General features: G+C 38.4%; 16 protein-coding genes. 12 read left to right on the top strand and 4 right to left on the bottom strand.

The features are described 5' to 3' along the window. The first annotated feature begins 27 nt into the window (after nucleotides 1-27). Nucleotides 28-936: a 16S rRNA (cytidine(1402)-2'-O)-methyltransferase gene (gene rsmI / locus Q0X59_RS04280; protein WP_297643389.1), complete on the top strand. Its 909-nt coding sequence runs from the start codon at nucleotides 28-30 to the stop codon at nucleotides 934-936. Between the two features lie 122 nt (nucleotides 937-1,058). On the opposite strand, the gene Q0X59_RS04275 is transcribed toward rsmI, so the two are convergent. Together Q0X59_RS04275 and Q0X59_RS04270 are read right to left on the bottom strand one after the other, a co-directional pair. Next, nucleotides 1,059-1,352 carry a hypothetical protein gene (locus Q0X59_RS04275; RefSeq protein ID WP_075523656.1) on the bottom strand — a complete coding sequence of 98 codons (294 nt, stop codon included), beginning with the start codon at nucleotides 1,350-1,352 and terminating at the stop codon, nucleotides 1,059-1,061. A 97-nt stretch (nucleotides 1,353-1,449) separates the two neighbouring features. Continuing rightward, a complete protein-coding gene (locus tag Q0X59_RS04270) occupies nucleotides 1,450-2,229 on the bottom strand; it encodes a hypothetical protein (protein ID WP_297643387.1) in 780 nt (259 codons plus the stop codon). 414 nt (nucleotides 2,230-2,643) lie between these two features. On the opposite strand from Q0X59_RS04270, the gene metG reads away from it, so the two are divergent. Next, a complete protein-coding gene (gene metG, locus Q0X59_RS04265; RefSeq protein WP_297643385.1) occupies nucleotides 2,644-4,509 on the top strand; it encodes a methionine--tRNA ligase in 1,866 nt (621 codons plus the stop codon). A 489-nt stretch (nucleotides 4,510-4,998) separates the two neighbouring features. Here the strand turns inward: metG and Q0X59_RS04260 are convergent, their stop codons facing one another. Continuing rightward, entirely contained in the window at nucleotides 4,999-6,447 is a 1,449-nt protein-coding gene (locus Q0X59_RS04260) for a C1 family peptidase (RefSeq protein ID WP_075523658.1), read from the bottom strand. Nucleotides 6,448-6,912: 465 nt separating this feature from the next. Here Q0X59_RS04260 and Q0X59_RS04255 point away from each other — a divergent pair, with 465 nt between their 5' ends. The 10 genes from Q0X59_RS04255 to Q0X59_RS04210 all read left to right on the top strand — a co-directional run bounded on the left by Q0X59_RS04255 (nucleotide 6,913) and on the right by Q0X59_RS04210 (nucleotide 21,869). Further along, nucleotides 6,913-7,035, top strand: coding sequence for a hypothetical protein (locus tag Q0X59_RS04255; RefSeq protein ID WP_297643419.1), 123 nt, complete (start codon nucleotides 6,913-6,915; stop codon nucleotides 7,033-7,035). After that, the gene (locus tag Q0X59_RS04250) at nucleotides 7,016-7,999 is read left to right on the top strand and encodes an ABC transporter permease (RefSeq protein ID WP_296157385.1); all 984 of its coding nucleotides are present in this window, start codon (nucleotides 7,016-7,018) and stop codon (nucleotides 7,997-7,999) included. The genes Q0X59_RS04255 and Q0X59_RS04250 overlap by 20 nt, the downstream gene beginning before the upstream one ends. A 27-nt stretch (nucleotides 8,000-8,026) precedes the next feature. Next, a complete protein-coding gene (locus Q0X59_RS04245; RefSeq protein ID WP_075523684.1) occupies nucleotides 8,027-8,980 on the top strand; it encodes an ABC transporter permease in 954 nt (317 codons plus the stop codon). A gap of 75 nt (nucleotides 8,981-9,055) precedes the next feature. Beyond that, nucleotides 9,056-10,939, top strand: coding sequence for an ABC transporter ATP-binding protein (locus tag Q0X59_RS04240; protein WP_103043242.1), 1,884 nt, complete (start codon nucleotides 9,056-9,058; stop codon nucleotides 10,937-10,939). Between the two features lie 389 nt (nucleotides 10,940-11,328). Beyond that, nucleotides 11,329-13,071: an ABC transporter family substrate-binding protein gene (locus tag Q0X59_RS04235; RefSeq protein ID WP_296157382.1), complete on the top strand. Its 1,743-nt coding sequence runs from the start codon at nucleotides 11,329-11,331 to the stop codon at nucleotides 13,069-13,071. A gap of 389 nt (nucleotides 13,072-13,460) precedes the next feature. Continuing rightward, nucleotides 13,461-15,278 (top strand): ABC transporter ATP-binding protein, encoded by a 1,818-nt coding sequence (locus tag Q0X59_RS04230; RefSeq protein ID WP_297643382.1) that lies wholly within the window; start codon nucleotides 13,461-13,463, stop codon nucleotides 15,276-15,278. Between the two features lie 3 nt (nucleotides 15,279-15,281). After that, nucleotides 15,282-17,078: an ABC transporter ATP-binding protein gene (locus tag Q0X59_RS04225; protein ID WP_103042806.1), complete on the top strand. Its 1,797-nt coding sequence runs from the start codon at nucleotides 15,282-15,284 to the stop codon at nucleotides 17,076-17,078. Between the two features lie 172 nt (nucleotides 17,079-17,250). Then, the gene (locus tag Q0X59_RS04220; RefSeq protein WP_297643380.1) at nucleotides 17,251-18,303 is read left to right on the top strand and encodes a TatD family hydrolase; all 1,053 of its coding nucleotides are present in this window, start codon (nucleotides 17,251-17,253) and stop codon (nucleotides 18,301-18,303) included. Between the two features lie 177 nt (nucleotides 18,304-18,480). Next, nucleotides 18,481-21,009, top strand: a complete 2,529-nt coding sequence (locus tag Q0X59_RS04215) for a KUP/HAK/KT family potassium transporter (RefSeq protein WP_297643378.1) — start codon at nucleotides 18,481-18,483, stop codon at nucleotides 21,007-21,009. Between the two features lie 2 nt (nucleotides 21,010-21,011). Next, nucleotides 21,012-21,869 (top strand): HD domain-containing protein, encoded by an 858-nt coding sequence (locus Q0X59_RS04210; protein WP_297643376.1) that lies wholly within the window; start codon nucleotides 21,012-21,014, stop codon nucleotides 21,867-21,869. 23 nt (nucleotides 21,870-21,892) lie between these two features. Here the strand turns inward: Q0X59_RS04210 and Q0X59_RS04205 are convergent. Then, nucleotides 21,893-22,083 (bottom strand): hypothetical protein (locus Q0X59_RS04205; protein ID WP_297643374.1); only part of this gene is annotated, 191 nt, incomplete at its 5' end.

Here is a 22,083-nt window from a genome sequence, read left to right as displayed (position 1 = left end):
TTTTTATGAGTTTTAAGGAGATTTTATATGTGTGATGAAGATACGAATATAAATATTAAAAATGTAGGTAAAGTTGTGCTTGCAGCTACTCCGATTGGCAATATGGAAGATGCTTCATCTAGGCTAGTTCATCTTTTACAAAACGCGGATATTATAGCAGCTGAAGATACGCGCCGTTTATATGACTTAGCGAATAGGTTGAATGTGCGTGTGTCTGGGAAAGTTATTGCTTATCACGATCATAATGAGCGAAATAAAGCTGATGGTTTACTAGATGATGTTGAAAAAGGTGCGATTGTATTAGTTGTTTCAGATGCTGGAATGCCAACAATTAACGACCCCGGTTTGGCAATTGTTAGAAGGGCTATTGAACGTGAGCTTCCTGTAACTTGTGCGCCTGGTCCTAGTGCTGTTTTAGATGCTTTAGCTCTTTCTGGTTTGCCAACTGATAGATTTTGTTACGAAGGATTTTTGCCTAGAAAATCAGGTGAGCGTAAGCAACATTTGCGCTCGCTATCTTCTGAGCGCAGAACGATTGTGTTCTACGAGGCTCCGCATCGCATTAAAGAAGCTATGGAAGATATATGCGATGTTATAGGACCTAATCGTTTAATGGCTTTATGCCGTGAGCTTACTAAAGATTATGAAGAGATTCGCCGTGGAAGTGTAAAAGAAATTTTAGATAGCGTTCTTGAAAATCCTCCTCGTGGAGAAATAGTTCTTGTTCTTTCTGGTGCAAGCGATGATGAAGCTTCACTTGACGTTGCGTCTCTTAGTGTTAAGCAATTTGCTGAGCTTTCAATTGAGCTTGCAAAATCCGAAAATATTCGCCTTAAAGATGCTATTTCTCGTGTTGTGGAAAATCATCCTTTATTGGATGGATCTTTTGCTAATCGCAAGCAAATATATTCCGAGTGCATGGAGATTAAAAAGTGATTTTGCGCGAATTTGTGCGTTTGCATTACTTTAATAGGTTTGCGCGTGATTACGATAGTGTTTGCGCGCTCTTGTGCTCTTGTTTATTAAGATTTGCGCGAATTTGCTTAGACTTTTTGCTTTTAGATTTGTGAATTTTTAGTATACTTGTTTTGCAATTTTTCGTGCATATAATTGTAGCTTTCAAAAAGTATGTTGAAACTATGTTTCACGTCTGGGCCGCCTTTTTGAGATACGTATTCTAAAAGTCTTGCATCCGCTGAAGTGTTTGCAATAATCCATTTTCTTAAGTGTGGAATATTTTGTGCTATGTACCACAATATTTCGGGTTTAGTTTCAGGCGAACTTGCAATGTCTTCAGTTGGCATAATTGGCGGTTTGGGTGGAGTAAGTTTTTCTTTATAAGTGTTTTTCATAGTTTGCCTATAGTTTATTGTTGTGTTTGTTGCTGTTATATATTCTTTCTTTTATTAAGCTAATTTCTTCTTTGTGTTTTGGCATATTTTAAGATTTTTATTTAGCTTTTTTACTAGTTCTCTTTTTCATGCTGTATATGATATTTTCCATCCATGCTCGTGCTGCTACTGAGCTTGGAAAATGATGGTTATCTTGTAAAATTTTTGCACAATCATATATATTTATCGTATAATTTTCCATAATTGTACGTATTGTGTTAAATCTTATTGTATTTTCTGAGTCTGATTCAGTTTTCGTGAGCGCTATATCGCATATTGTTCTAGTAGGTGTTGTTACAAATAAATCTCCAATTTTTACGTAATCATTGTCAATGATTTTGCGAGTATAAACGTGTATCGGGTGACCGTATGGCCTTCTTCTATAGTGTCCGTTTGAAAGTATGTCTAAAGAATCTGGGAATTGTCCTCCAAGCCAAATCCATGATGCTGTGTATAAGCATGCTATTGAATTAGAAGGGAGTAGCTTTTTTACTATTTTGCTTCGTCCTTCTATGGTTGAGGATTCTTTGCGAAGAAAGCCGCTTTTAGTGTCAAGTTGATCAAAAATTCCAAGATTTTTTAGCCTGTTCATACATAAAGGACCAGGTAAATGCGAAGTATCTAAAATTATTGGTAGATTTTGATTTATTTCGTTAGATTTCGTTAATTCTGCTTTTTTGATTGCATCATTTGTGAAATCTGAAATATTTTTTACGTTTTTTCTTCTGATTACTTTTGCAAGAGATGTTTCGTGTGGCCTAGTATTTCGAGGTGACGTATTTAATTGATTGCATTCTAATAGATTGCGAGCTTTTGTATATTTAGTAGCTTCTTTCATTTTCGTTCCTTTCAAAATTTGTGTTTGTATTTGTGTTTCTTGTGTTTTGTTTTGCTTGATTTTGATTTTGCGTTTTCTTATGTTTTCTTATGTTTTCTTATGTTTTCTTATGTCTTCTTATGTCTTAATTCTTTACGAATTTTTTGTATATTATTGTGTGTTTTTGCACGTATTTTGTATTTTATTTGTGTCTTTTATACTCGTTTATATTTGTATTTTTTTTATATTCGTATCTTCTAAAATGAGGTTTTTTATAGCCTAAGCTTATTTATTAAATTCCGCTACATAGTTTTTAAAAATGTGGATATGTGGATAAATAAATCTTCATATTTTTACGATTATTACTTTATTTTTTGCTGTTCATTTTCGAGTATTTCTTTGATGTGTCCTCGCTGAACAAGATAATATTTGGCTATGAGTCATATTTTGGTGAATGTTGCTTGGCCATATGCTAATGGTCCTCGTCATATAGGCCACGTTGCTGGCTTTGGAGTTCCTTCAGATGTGTATGCGCGCTATGAGCGCATGAAGGGCAATGATGTATTGATGGTGTCTGGCACGGATGAACACGGTACACCTATTTTAGTAGAAGCAGATAAAGAAGGAGTCAGCGCGCAAGAACTCGCGAATCGTTATAATCGAGTGATTACAAAAGATTTGTGCGATTTGGGGTTGAGCTACGATTTATTTACTCGTACTACGACTGGAAATCATGAGCATGTTGTGCAAGAGATGTTCCGCCAATGCTTAAAAAATGGTTATATTTATAAAGGTACACAAAAAGTTGCTATCTCTCCTTCTACTGGTAGGACTTTGCCAGATCGTTATATTGAAGGAACTTGCCCTTTATGTGGTGCTGATGGCGCTAGGGGAGATCAATGTGATGCGTGTGGTAACGAGCTTGATCCAGATGATTTAATCAATCCAGTTTCTAAAATAAATGGTGAAACTCCGCGTTTTGAAGAAACTGAGCATTATTTCCTTGATTTGCCAGCTTTAGCAGAAGCAAATCTGAAATGGCTTAATTCTCGCGATTCTTGGCGCACGAATGTTATTAACTTTTCTTTAGGATTATTTAAAGAAGTAAAACCTCGTGCTATTACTCGTGATATTGATTGGGGTATTCCTGTTCCAGTTGAAGGTTGGATTGATAATCCAAATAAGCGTTTATATGTGTGGTTTGACGCTGTAATTGGTTATTTGTCTGCTTCTATTGAATGGGCTCGTAGACAGGGAACTCCTGATGCTTGGCGCGATTGGTGGTGTGATCCAAAGACTCCTGGATATTATTTCATGGGCAAAGATAACATAACTTTCCATTCTCAAATTTGGCCTTCAGAAATGCTTGCTTATAATGGTCAAGGCTCTTTAGGTGGAGAAACTGGCTCTTATGGACCGCTTAATATGCCTGAGCAAGTTGTTGCTTCTGAGTTTATGACTATGGAAGGTAAAAAATTTAGTTCTTCGCGCGGAATCGTGATTTATGTTAAAGATATTTTAGCGCGTTATCCTGTGGATGCAGTTCGCTATTACATTTCTATTGCTGGTCCTGAAAGTTCGGATGCTGATTTTACATGGTCTGAGTTTGTCCGACATAATAACGAAGAGCTTGCTTCTAGCTGGGGAAATCTTGTAAATCGCGTAGCTAATTTGATTCATAAAAACTTTGGTGAAATTCCTCCTTTAGATGAGGATTCTATGACGGATATGGATCGCGCTTTATTGGATCAAACTTCTAATGCTTTCGAGATTGTTGGAGGTATGATTGATCGTCATCATCAAAAGAATGCTTTGACTGAAGCTATGCGCGTAGTTGGGGATATAAATAAATATATTTCCGCTACTGAGCCTTGGAAGATTAAAGATGACGATGTACGTTTGGGCACAGTTTTGCATGTTGCTGCTCAAGCTGTTTCTGATGCGAATCATTTGTTAGCTCCGTTCCTTCCTCATTCTTCTCAAAAAGTTTGGGAAGCTCTTGGTGGAACTGGAGTGTTTTCACCTTTGCCTCGCATAGAAGAAGTGGAAGATTTGGATAAGCCAGGATTTAAGTATCCGATTATTACTGGTGATTATCGTCTTGGTGAAACTGTGCATCCTTGGGAGAGTGAAGAGTTGGTTGTTGGCACTCCTGTGCCTAAGCCTGTTCCAATCTTTGCTAAAATCCCTAAGGAAGCAGTAGATGAGGAACTTGAACGTTTTGAATCTGCTTTAGCTGAGCGCAAGCGTAAAGAAGCTGAGCGTCTTTCACTAGCGCAGAAAGATTTAGCTAATAAGTGAGTTTTAGTTAAAAATTTATCTAAAAGTGACGTATATAACAAAAGTTAAGCGTTTAATCAGGAATCTTTAGATTTTTTTCAGGAAATTTTTAGCTTAAAATAAACTTTTTCTAAGGAAGTATGGTGTATACTTGAGTGTGCTAGCGGTTCGCCGTTAGTGAGATTCGCAAGTCGAATCCCATAACTGAAACCTTCTTCTCTCTTTCTCTCTGCCCCAGCGGGCTTTCTCTCCCGCTGGGCTTCTTATTATAAATTGCGCTTTTCTATTTTGCGTAATAACTACAATAACTACAATTTGGGGGAATAACTACATTTTGGGTAAATATCTAGTAATAGCTAGTAGATTAACCCGTATTTTGGGGAATAACCCGAAATAACCCGGAATAGCCCGTATTTTTGTATATAAAAAAGCGCAGACTGATTTTTCAATCTGCGCTTTAATTCAATCTGCGCTTTAATGCTTAATTAAATTAAGTAATATGAAATTACTTTACTTGCAACGCTTTGTTAGAGGTTCCCATGGTTCAACTTGAATAGGTTCTTGCTTCAATACTTCAAGTGTTGCTGAATCAAGATACTTCTTATCAATAATGATCTCTGTTACATAGCGATCGAACCATTGTGCAGATCCAACGTAATATCCGTCTTCTCCTGCATCTTTACCCCAGCTGTTTTCAATCTTCCAGCGGTCTGGATTGCCGTCTTTGTCTAAGTTCACGCCTGTGAAAGTCATTGCATGGTTGCTTGGGCTATCCATGTATTCTAAGCCTTTAGCTTTGTCAAAAGTGAACTTTACATCGAATAGTTCATCAACTCTAACTACTGCTGGATCAAAGAATCCATCATGTCGAAGAGAGAATTGAGTGCAATCGCATGCAAACCAGATTGGGTGTCCTGCTTCAAGCTGTGCTACAGCAGCTTTACGGAATACATCTAATGAAACGTTTACAAATTCCATATCTGGTGTTTCTGCAACGTTTGTTGTGTATTTAATGCTATATCTCTTGTTAAATGGTGTGCGTTCCATTGGAGAGTTATTTAGTGTGACGAAATCGTTTACGTCAACTGGTAAGTACTTTTTAGCGAATTCTAGAGGAGTGATGCCATATTCGCGAATCATAGGACGTTCATCTTTGCCTGTCTTAGGCTTTTTATTATCGTCTTTCTTTTCGCTTTCTTCGGCTTTTGTTCCGTCTTTCTTTTCGCTATCTTTTTTATCGTCATCTTCTTCTTTAGTGCGCGCAATGAAGTCAAATCGCTCTGGTGGTTCACCTAATGCAATTGTTACCATTCTGTACACAGTTTCCAAATCGCGTACTTTCATTTCACGCAATTCTTCTAATGAAGCTCCATTTTTATGAGCTTCACGCATTTGAGAAGCAAATTCACGCAACTTAGTGTTCACGTATTGTACGAAAGCATCTGAATCACGAGAGTTTTCTGATTCTGGATATGCTGATTTTGGAACAAGTCCGTATTTGTTTACCAAGTTTACGAACATCTGCCACCAACCGCCATCATCGATTGGTCCTTCGTTAATTACTTGGAAGAGTCTGCTATCAACTGGCTCGTCTAAAGTAGATAACACGTTTTCTAAATACGCGTTTGCTTTTTCAATCTTATCCCAGAAGAAAAGATATGTTTCTGAGAACTCGAAGTCTTCTAAATTCCACTTGTGCATTAGCTCATAGCGCAAAGTGTTAAGAGATGCAAACATCCAGCAACGTCCTGAGTGCTGTTGATCTGTTATTGCTCCTTGCTTTAACTCTACTGAGAATGTTCTTGGTAGAGCTCTTTGACCTTGATAGCTTGTTGCTGCTTTAAGAACGCCGCTAGAAACAGAAGCGTTTGCAGCTACGCGATTAGCGCGTTGGTCGTTAAAATGTTTTGAATAAGCATGCACATGATCTAGTGTCACGGCTTTGATATTTTCTGCCATATGACTTATTTTTCTCCTTGAATTAGATTGTGTATTAGAGAATAAATGCTATTGTATCTACTGGAATGCATTAGGCTTATTGCTTTATGTTTCGTAATTGTGACATATTATTTACAAACTTGAGGAATTTTTGAATTATTACCCTTGTTTCGATAAATTTTCTGTTTTTATCGTTAAATTCAGAATTTATTTTATTTATTATTATTTTCAATATTTATTACAATAAAAGATTTACTTAAGAGAAATTTATTTTTATTTTGTTTATTAAAGAAAATAAAAATAGCTCAAAACCTTTGATATATTGCGATTGTTGACCTATTTATAGTAACGAAATTATATAAAATTTTATGTAGAAAATATATTAGATTATGCGCTAAATAGTGCGTTACTTATATGTCGTGTTGTACATAGGTTAGCTGAAAATATACTAATTACAGTCCCGAGTTCTGCAGAAGGGCGGATTAAGTGCGTCCTTTTTCGGGTATTTTAGTTGTAAAAGCGGCGTACGAACCTCCGCAGTTCGTAATTGCCTATGGAGGAATAATGGTAGGCGGAGAAAAGAGTCACAATGATAAGATACATCGTTAAGCGATGCCTGAACTATGTGGTGATGCTGTTTGTCGCCGTATCTATGACGTATTTTTTGGCGAGCGCTTTTATGGATCCACGTTCGAATTACATGTCTAGGCATCCGCATCCGCCGATTGCTTCAATCAACCGTTCCTTAGACTTAGCAAATATTAACGATCAAACACCAGTGCTTACACGTTATGGCAATTGGCTTTACGGCATTCTCACTAGATGGGATTGGGGATTAAGCCCAGATCAAGCTCCAGTAGGCCCAGCAATTGCTTCTCGTATTGGTGCATCAGTTCAGCTTGTTACTGGTGCTACTGTGCTTGGAATTGTTTTAGGCGTAAGCGTTGGTGTATATACAGCAATTAGACAATATAAGTGGCAAGATCGAGTTTTGAACTCTACTGCTACATTCTTGCTTGTTGTTCCTGCAGCAGTTTTGGGATTGATGGTTGTTCTTGCTGCTATTAACATCAATCGCCTTTCAGGAATTCGTATGTTCTACGTTACTGGATTACATTCGTATCAGGGTTCTAATCCACTTATGTTTATTCTTGATTTCTTGCAGCATTTGATATTGCCAACTATTGTGATGACTATTCCAGGTATGGTTAGTTATCATTTAACGCAGCGTACTTATTTGCTTGATACTATGAATGCTGATTACGTTCGTACTGCTCGTGCTAAGGGTTTGCCATTGAATTTGGCTATACGCCGTCACGCATTGCGAACATCTTTGATTCCAACTGCTGTTGACGTTGCATTCTCTATCGCTGGCGTATTTACTGGTGCTGTTATTACAGAAACTGTGTTTGCTATCAACGGCTTGGGTAGCTATTTTGTGCAAACAATTTTGCAAAACGATATCAATGGTTCTGTTGCCATTGCTGCGTTTGGTGCAGTATGTACATTGACTGGTGCTTTGCTGGCAGATATCTTCTCTGCTTGGCTTGATCCGCGTATTCGTTTGAACTAAATGCAAGACAGTGTAGGTGACATTAGCATGAATAGTGATAAATCTTCACAACCTGTAGCTTCTTCTGAGAAGAATCATTCGAAAAAGAATGCTTCTGGCGCATGGGGTAATTTTAAGCGTACTGGCAAATTAACACTTTATACACGTCGTTTCTTTAGACGTCCTTCTGCAGTTGTTGGTTTGGTTATGCTTATTATCTTGGTTCTCTTCGCAATATTTGGTTCAAAGATTTCGAAGTATAAGTACGATGAGCCAGATTTTACGGCTCTTGCCACTCCTCCTTCTGCTGATCACTGGCTTGGAACTACTCCTGGCGGTTCAGACATGTACGCTATGGTAGTTCGTGGTTTAGGTCGTTCTCTTTCTATAGGTATTGTTAGCTCAATTACAATCACTGTTATTGCTGCTTTGGTTGGTACTGCTATCTCATACTTTGAAGGTTGGTTTGAGCAAGTCGGAATGTGGATTCTTGATATGCTGCTGATCGTACCTTCATTCCTGCTTATCGCGTTAATAATCAGCGCATCTACTGGCGGCAGCGATTGGCTTTGGCTTGCATTTGGTTTAACAGCGTTTGGTTGGATTGGTTACGCTCGTACTCTTCGTACACTTACATTGAGCTTACGTGAGCGTGAATATGTTCGTGCAGCTAAGTTTGCTGGTGTTTCTTCGTTTGTTATTATTGTGCGCCATTTAGTTCCAAATCTTGGTTCTGTGTTGATTATTAACACAGTTCTTGGCGTTATTGGTGCAATTAACGGTGAAACTGCTTTGAGCTTCTTAGGCCTTGGTATTAAAGCTCCAGATACTTCTCTTGGTACTTTACTTAACGCAGGTCAAAGTGTTGTTCAGACTTCTCCATGGGTCTTATTAGTTCCATCAGCTGTGCTTGTTTTGCTCACTTTCTCTGTTCAGCTTATTGGTGACGGCTTGCGCGATGCAATTGATCCATATTCCAAGTCAGTTGGTAAAGCTGAGTAACGAGCGTTTGGAGTAATAAACATGACTATGAATGTGGGGAATGGCGAAATGAGCGAAACGAATAATATAAATCAAATGGCTCAAGTGAATCCAGTAGATTCTGGCAATTTTGCAGGAGATTCTGCTGGAGAACCTTTGCTTTCTGTTCGAAACTTATCCGTTAGCTTTGCTTCTGAAGCTGGAACTGTTCACGCAGTTCGAGATATGAATTTTGATTTGTATCGCGGGAAAACAATTGGTATTGTTGGCGAATCTGGCTCTGGTAAATCTGTTACTTCTTTGGCTGTTATGGGTTTGCTAGATAAAAATGCTAGTGTTAAAGGCTCAGTAAAATATATGGGTGAAGAGCTTTTAACTAAGTCAGATGCTGATATGAGTAAGATTCGTGGCAAGAACATAGCTATGGTTTTCCAGGATCCTCTTTCAGCTTTGACGCCTGTTTTCTCTATCGGAGATCAGCTTAAAGAAGCTTTGATAATTCATAATCCAAAGATGACTGAGGAACAGATTCGTCGTCGTTCTATTGAACTACTTAATTTGGTAGGCATCAGCAAGCCTAGCGAACGGTTGAAAGCTTTTCCTCATGAGTTCTCTGGTGGTATGCGTCAGCGTGTAATGATCGCTATGGCAATTGCTAATAATCCAGACATAATTATTGCAGACGAACCAACAACTGCTTTGGATGTTACTATCCAAGCTCAAGTTTTGGAAGTTTTGAAGAAAGCTCAGCGTGAAACTGGCGCAGCAATGATTTTCATCACTCATGATTTGGGTGTTATAGCTGGTATTGCTGATGAAGTTATAGTTATGTATTCAGGACATTTGGTTGAGCATAACAGTGTAGAAGAAATTTTCGCTCATCCAACGCAACCGTATACGATTGGTTTGCTTGGTGCTGTTCCACGTGTAGATCAGAAGCGTCAGCATCGTTTAACTCCTATTTCTAAGCCAACTATGGATATGTTGATGGCTGAAGAAAATAATGGAAATCCTGATAGCATGATTGGACTTGAAGCAGAAAGTGAAACTGTTCGTTCGTTAATCCATTCTGAAACTGAAAAACCAATCAAGCCTATGTTTGAAGGCATCCCTCGTGAAAATCGTAGGATTGTCTTGGAAGTTAAAAATTTGGTTAAGACTTTCCCGATTACAGGCGGTGGTTTCTTACGCCGTAAGATTGGCGAAGTTCGTGCTGTTGATGGCGTGAGCTTAGAAGTTCGTGAAGGTGAAACCGTAGCTTTAGTTGGTGAATCTGGCTCTGGTAAATCTACAACGTTGATGGAGATTATGGGCTTGAAACAGCCTGAGTCTGGTTCTATTACTGTTTTTGGTAAGAAATTAGATAGAAGTTTAACCAATTTGGATCGCATGAAATTGCGTGCGAATATGCAATACGTCTTCCAAGATCCAATGAGCTCGCTTGATCCGCGTATGTTGGTTTACGATATTTTAGCTGAGCCTTTGCGTGTGCAGCATAAGTCTAAGGAAGACATTCGCGTGCGAATTGCTGAGCTTATGCAATTGGTTGAGTTGAATCCAGATCAAGTTGATCGATTCCCAACTCAGTTCTCTGGTGGTCAGCGTCAGCGTATTGCTATTGCGCGTGCTTTAGCTGTAAATCCTAAGCTTTTACTTCTTGATGAGCCTGTATCTGCTTTGGATGTTTCTATTCAGGCTGGAATTATCAATTTGCTTGAAGATTTGCAAGATAAGCTCGGTGTTGCATATTTGTTTGTGGCGCATAATATGGCAGTGGTTCGTCATATTTCTAGTCGAATTGCAGTTATGTATCACGGACGAATTGTGGAAGCTGGAGAAACTGATGAAGTCTTTGACAATCCTCAGCATCCTTACACTAAGGCTTTGATTAGCGCTGTTCCTATTCCAGATCCTACTATTGAGAAGAATCGTAAGCGTATTATTCTTTCCGAAGATGATTCGTTTGATAATATTAAGTGATTTCTAAAAGTCTTAAAAAGATTTTTGAACTTACTTTTACTTGGGGCGTATTCCTTAGAATTTAGGAATCGCCCCATAATTTTTTCTAAAATTGCTTAATGCTAGTACAACATTTTTTATTTATAAAACTGTTATGCACGTCTATTTTTTTGTAAACATTAGATAAACTAACGTAAAGTAAAATATTTTGTTTTTTAATAAAAATTAACTAAAAAATTTTTAGTTTTCACTTTTATTTGAATGAATTACCATTTTATTTAATGAAGATTTGTTTAGCAAACGTTATCTGCGGAAGTATTTGAGAAAATTGTAACCCAAATGTCACATGATTGGATATACTCTATCCACATACCGGAAAAGAGGACATCATCCGGGGAATGAGAGGAATCATGAAAAATACGAATGCAGGTAAATTGACTGTATTTGCAGCTGCAGCTCTTTCGCTCACCATGTTGCTTGGTGCCTGTGGTGCTGATACTGCTAACAGTGGCAATAAGTCTTTGACTGAAGAGCCAGCTGCCGGTGTTGACACTTCTTATACTGGCGAACTTCCAATGCCAGATGTCAACAAGCGTTACGACAATCCACAGACTCGCGATAACATCAAGGATGGCGGTACTTACACCGTTGCTCTTCCTGTTCTCGGTCCAAACTGGAATTACGCTTCTAACGATGGTAATTCTGGTTACATGGCTACTTTGTGGAGCTTCTACCAGCCAAATCTTGTGGCTTACGACACCGTCAAGGGTGAGAAGATCAAGTACAACCCTGACTACGTCACTTCCGTCAAGAAAGTTAGCGATAATCCACTCGTCGTTCAGTACAACTTGAACCCAAAGGCTAAGTGGAACGATGGCACAGATATCGACTACACTGCTTTTAAGGCGACTTGGCAAGCTTTGAACGGAAAGAACAAGGATTATTCTGTTCCTAGCACCGAAGGTTATGATTGCATCGAGTCTGTTGAGCAAGGCTCCAGCCCTAAGCAAGTAATCGTTAAGTACAACAAGCCATGCGCTACTTGGGAAATGCTTTTCGCTCCATTAGTTCATCCAAAGGCTGGTGACGTTCAGACCTTCAACCAGGGTTGGGTTAATAAGCCTCACAATGAGTGGGGTGCAGGTCCATTCCAGATTGAGTCTGCAACTGATAACCAGGTTGTCTTCACACGCAATCCAAAGTGGTGGGGCAAGAAGGCTAAGCTCGATAAGATCGTTGTAAAGCGTATGGAAGATACTGCTGCTTTGAACGCTTTCCAGAATGGCGAAATCGATGCTGTAACCGATTCTATCTCCTCTAAGGATTCTATTAAGGCTGCTCGTAGCGTTAAGGGCGCTCAGCTCCGTTATGGATATAGCACTAAGGTTCGCGTTTTGAACTTCAATTCTCAGTCCAAGCCATTGAATGATCTTGCAGTCCGTAAGGCTGTTGTTCAGGCTTTCGATGTTGCTACTTACAACAAGATTCAGTTCCAGGGCATGAACTGGAAGAGCGAACAGCCAGGTTCTGAGCTCCTTTCCATGTTCCAGGCAGGATACAAGAATAATCTCCCAGCTGAAGGCAAGTACAACGTTGCTAATGCAAAGAAGACTCTTGAAGCTGCTGGTTACAAGATGGGCTCTGATGGCTACTACGCTAAGGATGGTAAGCCACTCGAGATTTCCTTCACCTTCTTCGGTGATGACTCTACTCAGGCAGCTCTTGCTAACGCTTTCCAAGCTATGATGAAGAAGGCTGGAATCAAGTGCAAGACTGTGAACCAGGCTGTTGCTAAGTTCTCTAAGGTTGTTGCTGCTCACGATTACCAGGTACTTCCATTGGCATGGCAGTCCACATCTCCATTGAGCTTCTTGTCTGCAGCTAGCCAGGTTTACAAGTCTGATAGCGATTCTAACTTGGGTCTTGTTGGCAACAAGGATATTGATGCCATGCTCGATAAGGTCGGCAAGACTTACGATTATAAGGAACAGACTGAGTACGCTAACAAGGCAGAATCTGAAGCTCTTGCACTGTATGGCACTCTTCCAGTTTCCGCTCCTCCTATCTATCAGGTGTTCAAGAAGGGCTTTGCTAACAATGGCCCTGCTGGTTATGCAACCACCTACCCAGAGGATATGGGCTGGCAGAAGTGAGTAAATTTATTACAATAACTTGTAAGAATTTACTTAAGCTAATTGCTTAACTTACAGCATGTGGTGTGTGGCTTTGAGCTATGCACCACATGCTTTTATCCTTGTTTAGTTACAACACTTAATAATTAAATAATTTTTAATCTTTTGCGAATTTGAAACTTTTTGTGAAACAGTTGCTTAAAAATCGCTTCTATGAAAGTTTAAAAATCTTTAGATTGAAAACAGTTGCTTCAAAACTTACAAATCTAAGCAAAATTACAAATACAAATACAAATACTAAATTAAATAAAGATCTAAATAAAAATAGAAAATAAAGCAAGATTGAAATTAAAATCGAATTAAAGCAAAATCGAATTAAATTAAAATCAAATTAAAGGAGAATCTAGCGCATGTATGTAAACCCAAATAAACGCAAAGATGCGAGCAATGTGCGCTGGATATTGCAATATTGCAAACCAGATATGTGGAAAGTTTGGATTTCGATTTTTCTGTTTATTATTAACGACACAATGGCAATGACAATGCCGTTACTTTCTGGCTTTATTGTAGACAAAATCATTATTGGAAAGAAGCATAATCTGCTTATTGGCGTATGCACATTGATGATAGCGATGATGATTATTCGTGTATTCTCAAGGTATATTTATCAGCTTTTGATGGAGAAATTTGGTCAAAATGCAGTGTATCGCCTTGTGAGTGACGAATATGAGAAACTTCATTCGCTTGATTTTACATACTTCAATCACACGCGTACCGGCGATATTATGAGCAGAATGACGTCTGATACGGATGCGATTCGTCACTTGCTCAGCTGGGTTTCATATATGGCGTTAGATTGCGTTGTAATGTTTATATTCGCGTTAATTATAATGACGATAATTCAGTGGCAACTTGCATTAGCGTTAATGGCTATTACTCCATTGCTGTTTTGGCTTACACGAACTCTAGGTAAAAATGCTAGGCCAAAATTCCTTGCGATTCGTGAATCTTTTGCTCGTATGAATTCTATGGTTGAAGAAAATATTGAAGGGAATCGTATCGTAAAAGCTTTCGTGCGTGAGACTTACGAAACTAAAAAATTCGATGAATGCAACGAAGACTACTTTAATCGCAATATTACGCTTGCAAAGAATACTCAAAAATATATGCCGTGGATTGACAGCATGGGATTTGTGCTTGATCTTATAACAGTTGGTTTTGGCGGATTGCTTGTTTTGAACGGGAGCATGACTTTAGGCGTATTTGTTACTTTTAACAGTTTCCTTTGGATGCTTAATATGCCTATTAGAATGTCTGGCTGGCTTATTAACGATTGGCAGCGATTTAACGCAGGATGTGTGAATATTCGCAAGCTTCTTACGCAAGAATCGCATATTGATATTTCAAAAGAAGCGGATAAAGACGTTAAAGTTAAAGGTGAAATCACTTTTGAGCATGTTGATTTTGCGTTCCCAGACGATGAAGATTCTCCTATTTTGAAAGACATTGATTTAAGAATTCCTGCTGGAAGTAAGCTTGGTATTCTTGGCGAAACTGGATCTGGAAAATCAACTCTTGTAAATCTTATTTCAAGATTTTATGATCCGACGCGCGGACGCGTTCTAATTGACGGGAAAGATGTGCGCTTGTTGCCGCTAGAAACTGTTCGTAGTGAAGTTAGTATAGTTGCGCAAGAAACTTTCCTATTTTCAGATACAATTGCCGGAAATATTAGTTTTGGTTTGGCTAAAAACAAAGAAAATTGCAAAGAATTAGATGATACTATTCGCCGAATGGCTCGTATCGCTGCTGCTGACGATTTTATTGCAGATATGCCAGAAGGCTATGAAACTGTAGTAGGAGAGCGCGGAGTTGGTCTTTCTGGAGGGCAAAAGCAACGTTTAAGCTTGGCTAGGGCATTGGCGAACAATCCTGCAATTTTGATTATGGACGACACAACTTCCGCTGTAGACATGGAAACAGAAGAGCATATTCAGCAGGAGTTAAAGAAACTTGATGGCACGCGCACTGTAATCACAATCGCACACAGAATTTCATCTGTTAAAGATGCAGACATGATTGTTGTGTTAGATCATGGCGAAATTGTGGAGCGCGGAACGCACAGTGATCTTGTTGCTAAGCACGGAAGATATTGGGAGATTTACAGAAAGCAGTTGGGATTGCAAACTGGTAAGTCTGCAGGATTTGAAACTACTAAGGCGGAATAGAATATGGCTCAAAGAAACACATATCGCGAAGATGAAAGTCAAGAAGAACGTATAAATATTCATGAGCTTATGCGTATTAGAAAATACGTGAAGCCATATTCTATAAAGCTTCTATTAGTAATTATGGTAGTTATTAGCGGCAGCATAATTATGACAGCTATGCCTATGATTACAAAAATATTGATAGATGTGGTTTTGCCACAAAAAAGTTTAACGTATCTATATGTAATCATTGCAGTTTTTCTAACTTTTATTATTTTATACGAGTTAGGTTTGGCATACAGAACTTTAGCTATTACAAAAATAGGTCAGTTGATAATTAAAGATATGCGAAGAGATATTTTTACGCATGTGCAATCATTATCTTTTGATTATTTTGATTCTCGTCCTCACGGAAAAATTTTGATTCGCATTGTAAATTATATAAACACGTTGTCGGACACTCTTTCTTCGGGACTTATTAACGTGTTTTCCGATGTTTTCGTGCTTATTATTACGTTGATTACAATGTTTGTAATAGATTGGCGAATGGCGTTGTGGAGCTTGGTTCTGTTTCCAATATTTATAATTTGGACTCGTACTTTGCAAATTTTGCAGCAAAAAGCGTCTAAAAAATTATCAAATAAGCAAAGTAATCTTAACGCGTATTTGCATGAGTCAATTGCAGGTGTAAAAACAACTCAAACTTTTGCTCGAGAAGCTGAAGCGTATGGTATTTTCCAAGGTCAGCAGTCTGAAGTAAGAAAAGCATGGATGAAGAATGTTAGATTTCAATTATTGCTTTGGCCTGGAGCGTTAATCATTGAAACTTCTGCAATATCTTTGCTCTACTATGTTGGTGTAACGAATGTGTTCTCAATGAATGTGAGCACTGGTACGCTTATAGCTTTTATTTGGTATTCAACTACTTTCTGGGAACCTGTAGTGAATATTGGTAATTTTTATACTCAACTTGTAACATGTTCTGTATATTTGGAGCGAATTTTTGAAACTTTGAGAATTAAGCCAAAGATTGTAGATAGTCCTGACGCTATCGACTTGCCTAAAATTGAAGGTAAAGTAGATATAAATGATGTTGTATTCCGTTATGAGGATGACGGAAGACTGATTTTGAATCTTGTTGATTTGCATGTTAAACCAGGAACTACTGTTGCTTTGGTAGGTCCTACTGGTGCTGGAAAAACTACGATTGTAAGTCTTCTTTCAAGATTCTACGATGTTTGCGAAGGCTCAATCACTATTGACGGATATGACGTGCGTTCAGTAACTTTAGCGTCTTTACGTAAGCAGATGGGTGTTATGCTTCAAGACAGTTTTATTTTTAGTGGAACAGTTCGTGAAAACATTCGTTATGGAAAGCTTGACGCAAGTGATGAAGAAATTGAGGCTGCAGCGCGCGCAGTTCATGCACATGAGTTTATTGAAGATTTACCAGATGGTTATGATACTGAAATTGAGGAGCGTGGAGCTACTCTTTCTGCAGGTCAAAGACAGCTCATTTCATTTGCGCGCGTACTTTTGGCAGATCCGCGCATTTTAATTCTCGATGAAGCAACAAGTAATATTGATACTCGTACAGAAGAAGCTTTGCAAGCAGGATTAGCTCAGCTACTTAAAAATCGTACTTCTTTTGTAATTGCTCATAGGCTATCTACTATTGAAAATTCTGATTTGATTTGTGTAGTAGATCATGGGGAAATTGTTGAGCGAGGTTCTCATGAAGAGCTTATGGCAGAAAAGGGATCTTATTATCGTCTTGTTAAATCACAATATGATGCGATTCGTAAAGCAATTGTTTGAGGTTGTTTGAGATTTTGTTTGTGATTGCGTGAGGTTGTTTGAGATTTTGTTTGTGATTGCGTGAGGTTGTTTGAGATTTTGTTTGTGATTTAGCTAGTCTATATTTATCTTAAATTTTGCGGCGTTTTTCGTTACAAAATAGAATTTTTATTGCGCGAGTACACTTGAAAATATGAGTAAACATCATCGTGAACATAATTGGGCGCCTGCATTGGCATCGCTTAATGAAGACGAACTCTCAAATAAAGATTTGGAATTATCGCAATCTGCAGTTTCGCAATCTTCAGTATCGCAATCTGATTCATGGTTAAATCTAATTAAAAGCGGAGTGTCAATAGCAGACGATCACACTCATATGTTAAGTGTAGTAAATTTTGTGCACGAATTAAATCTGCAATTAGCCCAAAAAGGTCGTGATTTAATATATCAGCCAACTGCAGATGATTTAGTTGTTAAAGCAAAAGCATCAGGAGTTTCGCATATGTTAGAAGTTGGCTGCGAGTACCCAGATTGGGAGCCAACTATCTCATTTGCTAAATCACACTCGGATTGTGTTCGTGCTGCAATTGCAATACATCCAAATGAAGCAGTGTTGCATGGTCATAGAGGTACAACTGGTCCAGACGGATTGCCTGTAGTTTATAAGCCATATCATGACATACCTTTCGATGAAGCAATGCAGCATTTGCGCTCGCTTATAATCTCAAATCCGGAAGAAATAGTTGCTATTGGTGAAACAGGCTTAGATTATTTTCGTACAGGCGAACCATCTAGGTTTGCTCAACGTGAGGCTTTTCGAGATCACATATCACTTGCTAAAGAGCTTAATATGCCATTGCAAATTCACGATCGTGAAGCTCATAGTGATGTTATAGAAATTTTATTAAAAGATGGCGCTCCAGAAATGACTGTATTTCATAGTTATTCAGGTGATGCTTGCATTGCGGCTATTCTTCGTGAAAATGGCTGGTTTGCTAGTTTTTCTGGAACTATTGGGTATAAAGGTAATGAAGATTTGCGTGAATCTGCTCGTATTATTGGTCTAAATCATATTACTGTTGAAACAGATGCGCCGTATCTGACTCCGATGCCTTACCGTGGACGACCTAATGCTCCTTATATGGTTCCATATACTTTGGAAACGCTTTCTCAAGTACTCGATATTAGTCTTTCAAAAGCTGCTAAAGTAACACGAGAAAATACAGAGAAAATTTACGGATTTTAAGTGTAAAACAACTTTCAAGAATCCTTATTTTTCAACGATTTTTGAATATTTTTTGCACTATATATCTATTATTGTATACAATATCCAAGTACGAGTTAAATAAAACTGTAGATTGAATAAGGCTGTTATTATCTTCCGCATATGTGGAAATACGTCTTAGCTATGGAGGAATCTGGCATGACGAAGTCACGCATTAGTGTGCCAACGAAAGAAGGTGCAAAGGATCCTCGCAACGGTGCGAAAGATTCTACAAAAAGCTCAAAATCTGCGATTTTGCGCGCTGCATCATTTACTAAAGCGCCGAAAGTTTCGCAAAAAACGACTACTCGCGAAGAGCGCGAAGTAATAGCTCAACAGCAAGCTCAAGAAGTTAAAGAAGCAGAAAAGCTTGCTGATTCCGCTGTTCGTGGTCCGCTTGGACGTTTGTGGGCTAAGATTCAGACAAGTTCAGATAAATTCACTCTTTCAATGGCTATTGTTGCTCTTGGAGTGGTTTATGGAGATATCGGTACTTCGCCTTTGTATACTGCTCAAACATTTTTAGCTGGTCAAGGCGGATTGCAAAATATCAATCGTGAAGCTATTTTTGGAATGCTTTCTTTGGTGTTTTGGTCAATATCTTTGATTACTACAGTCAAATATGTCTTTGTTGCAATGCGCACAGATAACAAGGGTGAGGGCGGCATCTTTGCTTTGTATTCATTGATGCGTAAGCGCGGAGCTTGGCTTGCTATTCCTGCAATGATTGGTGGAGCAGCATTTTTAGCTGATTCTGTTTTAACTCCTGCAGTTTCAATATCTTCTGCAGTTGAAGGTCTTCGCACTATTGATGCGTTTAAGCCGATTTTCTTAGAAAATAGCAATTTAGCTTTGATGATTACGATTGTTATAATCGTGATTTTATTCTCTGTTCAGCAACGTGGTACAGAGAGGATTGGCAAAGTATTTGGAATCGTAGTTATGATTTGGTTTGCCTTCCTTGCGCTTGTTGGAATAATGAATATCGGAACTGATTTTGCTATTTTTGAAGCTCTTAATCCTGTTTATGGTATTAAGTTCTTATTTAGCTCTCATAATATTGCTGGCTTGGCTGTTATGGGTACTATCTTCCTTTCGACTACTGGTGCTGAAGCTTTGTATTCAGATATGGGTCATGTTGGTAGAGGAAATGTTTATGTTACTTGGCCGTTTATTAAAGTAGCGCTTATACTTAATTACTTCGGTCAAGGTTCGTGGATGTTGAAGCATCAAAGCGATAAGTCGTTATGGTCTACTGAAGGTTTGAATCCGTTCTTCCAAATGCTTGGTCCAAATTTGCGATATGTTGCTGTTGTTCTTTCTGTTACAGCTGGCATCATTGCATCTCAAGCTTTGATTACTGGTGCTTTTACTATGGTTTCTGAAGCAACAAGTTTGAATTGGATGCCTCATTTGCAAGTTCAATATCCTGCTCGTACTCGAGGCCAGCTTTATATTCCAGTTGTGAATGTTGTTTTGTGTATTTCAACTTTGACTGTGTTAGCAGTATTCCGCGATTCAGAGCATATTTCTGGTGCTTATGGTCTGGCTTTGACTATGACAATGATTGCAACAACAATTCTTCTTACTGCGCATATGTGGTATCAGAAGAAACGCGTTGGAGCACTTGTGTTTGCAATCGGATTCTTAGTTATTGAGCTTATGTTCTTCGTGGCGTCTTTGGCTAAGTTCATGCATGGTGGCTGGTTTACTATGCTTCTTGGAGCATCGATTTTGATTATTATGCTCACTTGGAAAGATGGCACTAAGATTGAACGTTCACAGCGCTTGCATATGAAGCCTAAAGATTTCTTACCTGTTTTAGATAAGTTGCATAGCGATTTCCGTATCCCTTATTTTGCCGATAATATCGTATATTTAACTTCTGATCGAGAGATGAAGCGGTTAGACACTGGTATTTTCTTCTCGATTTTTGCTGATCATCCTAAGCGTGCTAGAGCTTGGTGGGCTGTGTCTGTTGAAACTGATGATGCTCCGTTCACACGCGAGTATTGTGTTGAGAATTTTGGAACTGATTATTTGTTCCGAGTAAAAATAAAGCTTGGTTTTAAAGTTTCGCCTTCAATTCCTGCTTATTTGCATCAAATTATGCACGATCTTTCTCACACTGGAGAGTTACCTCGGCAGAAATCTGTGTATCCTAAGGTTGATGCTGATCCAGATATTGGACCAATTCGTTATGTACTTTTGCATAAAGCTTTAATGCCTGAATCTAATGTTTCAGTTCGTGGAGCTTTGTCTTTGAAGATGAAGTATGCGATTAGGCATATTGCTGGAACTCCTGTTAAGTGGTTTGGTTTAGCGCCTTACAATCCTATTGTAGAAGTTCAGCCTTTGTTTGTTTCTACTCGTAGGCCTCCGCGTTTGAATCGTGAAGACGATTCTTCTAGAGCAGTGCAGTCTTTGCAAGGTGCTTCTGCAGCTGAAATAGTTTCTGATTTGCAAAGCAATCGTCCAAGTGACGCTGAGCAAACAGCTATTATGAATGCTCGAGATATTGCTGCTGTTAATGGAACTATTGATTCTGTTGATATTCTTGATTCGCATCAAGATGGTAAGTCATCTAATGACAAGTCGTCTAATGACAAGTCGTCTAATGACAAGTCGTCTAATGACAAGTCATCTAACGACAAGTCGTCTAATAATGTTTCTAAAGCTAGGCAATAAATATGCTTTTTAATTCTGAAATTTCTGGGAATGTTGATGGTTCTGGAGTGATATTGTCGGATATTCCTGATTTTTCTGAAGTTGAGCGATTGCACTGTGAGATTGCTCCGTCTAAATCTGCATACGATTTAATTCATGGTCATTGTGTTGTTATTGCTACTATTGCTTGGCAAATTGCGATGAATCAGAATAAGTTGTTATGCGAGAAATTGTGTAATGATAAGCACCGCGATAGCAATTTGAGTTATTGTGATTCTAATCTTGAGTACTTATCCTTTATGCCGAAATCCTATGCTGATCGCGCGCTTATGGCAAGAAGTGGGATGATTTCGCTTATTGGTAATAAGACTTTGCCGAATTTTGTTGGCGGATATGCGCCTAGTTGCTACGTTGATGAATATGCAGTCTGTATTGGTGCTTTATTGCATGATATTGGAACTTATAAATTATTGAAGGAAGATGGAACTTCTGGAACTTTAAGATTTGACGGTCCGCGTTATATTACTCATGGATTATTGGGATACAATTATTTGCTAAAGAATTCAGTTAGTGAAGATATTGCACAATTTGCGCGCAATCATACTGGCGTTGGGCTTTCTAGAGAACAAGTTAAATCACAGAATTTACCTTTGCCTGTTGACGACTATATGCCTCGCACAGTTGAGCAAGAAATTGTTATGGTTGCAGATAAATACAATAGTAAGTCAGTTCCGCCGCGATTTTTGACAGTTGAATCGTATCGACGTAAGGCAGCTCGTTTTGGTAATGATAACTCATTGCGTTGGATGAGTTTAGTAGAAAAATATGGCGAGCCAGATGTTTATGCTTTAGCAGAGTTCTTTGGGCTTAGAGTTGATTAGATAGTTTTTATTTATTTATTTATTTATTTGTCTGTCTGTTTATTTATTTCTTTTTGTTGTTTAAGTTTTTGTCTGTTTGTTTTTGTTTCTTGAGTTTTCTTTATTTCTTTATTTTGTTTTATTTGTTTATTAGTTTTTTTTTTACTGTTTATTTGTCTGTTTCTTGGTCTTGTTTCTTGTTTTTGCTTGTTTGTGGGTTGGGTTGGTGTTTTTC

Origin of the sequence: uncultured Gardnerella sp., assembly GCF_947280595.1 — a bacterium.
Taxonomy (GTDB): Bacteria; Actinomycetota; Actinomycetes; order Actinomycetales; family Bifidobacteriaceae; genus Bifidobacterium; species Bifidobacterium vaginale_A.
This window is presented reverse-complemented; position numbering and strand designations above follow the sequence as displayed.

What these genes read in the sequence shown, in the direction of transcription:
- rsmI (WP_297643389.1), top strand. Translation starts at nt 28, where the DNA reads ATGTGTGATGAAGATACGAATATAAATATTAAAAATGTAGGTAAAGTT.
- Q0X59_RS04240 (WP_103043242.1), top strand. Translation starts at nt 9,056, where the DNA reads ATGGCTCAAGTGAATCCAGTAGATTCTGGCAATTTTGCAGGAGATTCT.
- Q0X59_RS04245 (WP_075523684.1), top strand. Translation starts at nt 8,027, where the DNA reads ATGAATAGTGATAAATCTTCACAACCTGTAGCTTCTTCTGAGAAGAAT.
- Q0X59_RS04250 (WP_296157385.1), top strand. Translation starts at nt 7,016, where the DNA reads ATGATAAGATACATCGTTAAGCGATGCCTGAACTATGTGGTGATGCTG.
- Q0X59_RS04220 (WP_297643380.1), top strand. Translation starts at nt 17,251, where the DNA reads ATGAGTAAACATCATCGTGAACATAATTGGGCGCCTGCATTGGCATCG.
- metG (WP_297643385.1), top strand. Translation starts at nt 2,644, where the DNA reads ATGAGTCATATTTTGGTGAATGTTGCTTGGCCATATGCTAATGGTCCT.
- Q0X59_RS04275 (WP_075523656.1), bottom strand. Translation starts at nt 1,352, where the DNA reads ATGAAAAACACTTATAAAGAAAAACTTACTCCACCCAAACCGCCAATT.
- Q0X59_RS04270 (WP_297643387.1), bottom strand. Translation starts at nt 2,229, where the DNA reads ATGAAAGAAGCTACTAAATATACAAAAGCTCGCAATCTATTAGAATGC.
- Q0X59_RS04260 (WP_075523658.1), bottom strand. Translation starts at nt 6,447, where the DNA reads ATGGCAGAAAATATCAAAGCCGTGACACTAGATCATGTGCATGCTTAT.
- Q0X59_RS04215 (WP_297643378.1), top strand. Translation starts at nt 18,481, where the DNA reads ATGACGAAGTCACGCATTAGTGTGCCAACGAAAGAAGGTGCAAAGGAT.
- Q0X59_RS04225 (WP_103042806.1), top strand. Translation starts at nt 15,282, where the DNA reads ATGGCTCAAAGAAACACATATCGCGAAGATGAAAGTCAAGAAGAACGT.
- Q0X59_RS04210 (WP_297643376.1), top strand. Translation starts at nt 21,012, where the DNA reads ATGCTTTTTAATTCTGAAATTTCTGGGAATGTTGATGGTTCTGGAGTG.
- Q0X59_RS04230 (WP_297643382.1), top strand. Translation starts at nt 13,461, where the DNA reads ATGTATGTAAACCCAAATAAACGCAAAGATGCGAGCAATGTGCGCTGG.
- Q0X59_RS04235 (WP_296157382.1), top strand. Translation starts at nt 11,329, where the DNA reads ATGAAAAATACGAATGCAGGTAAATTGACTGTATTTGCAGCTGCAGCT.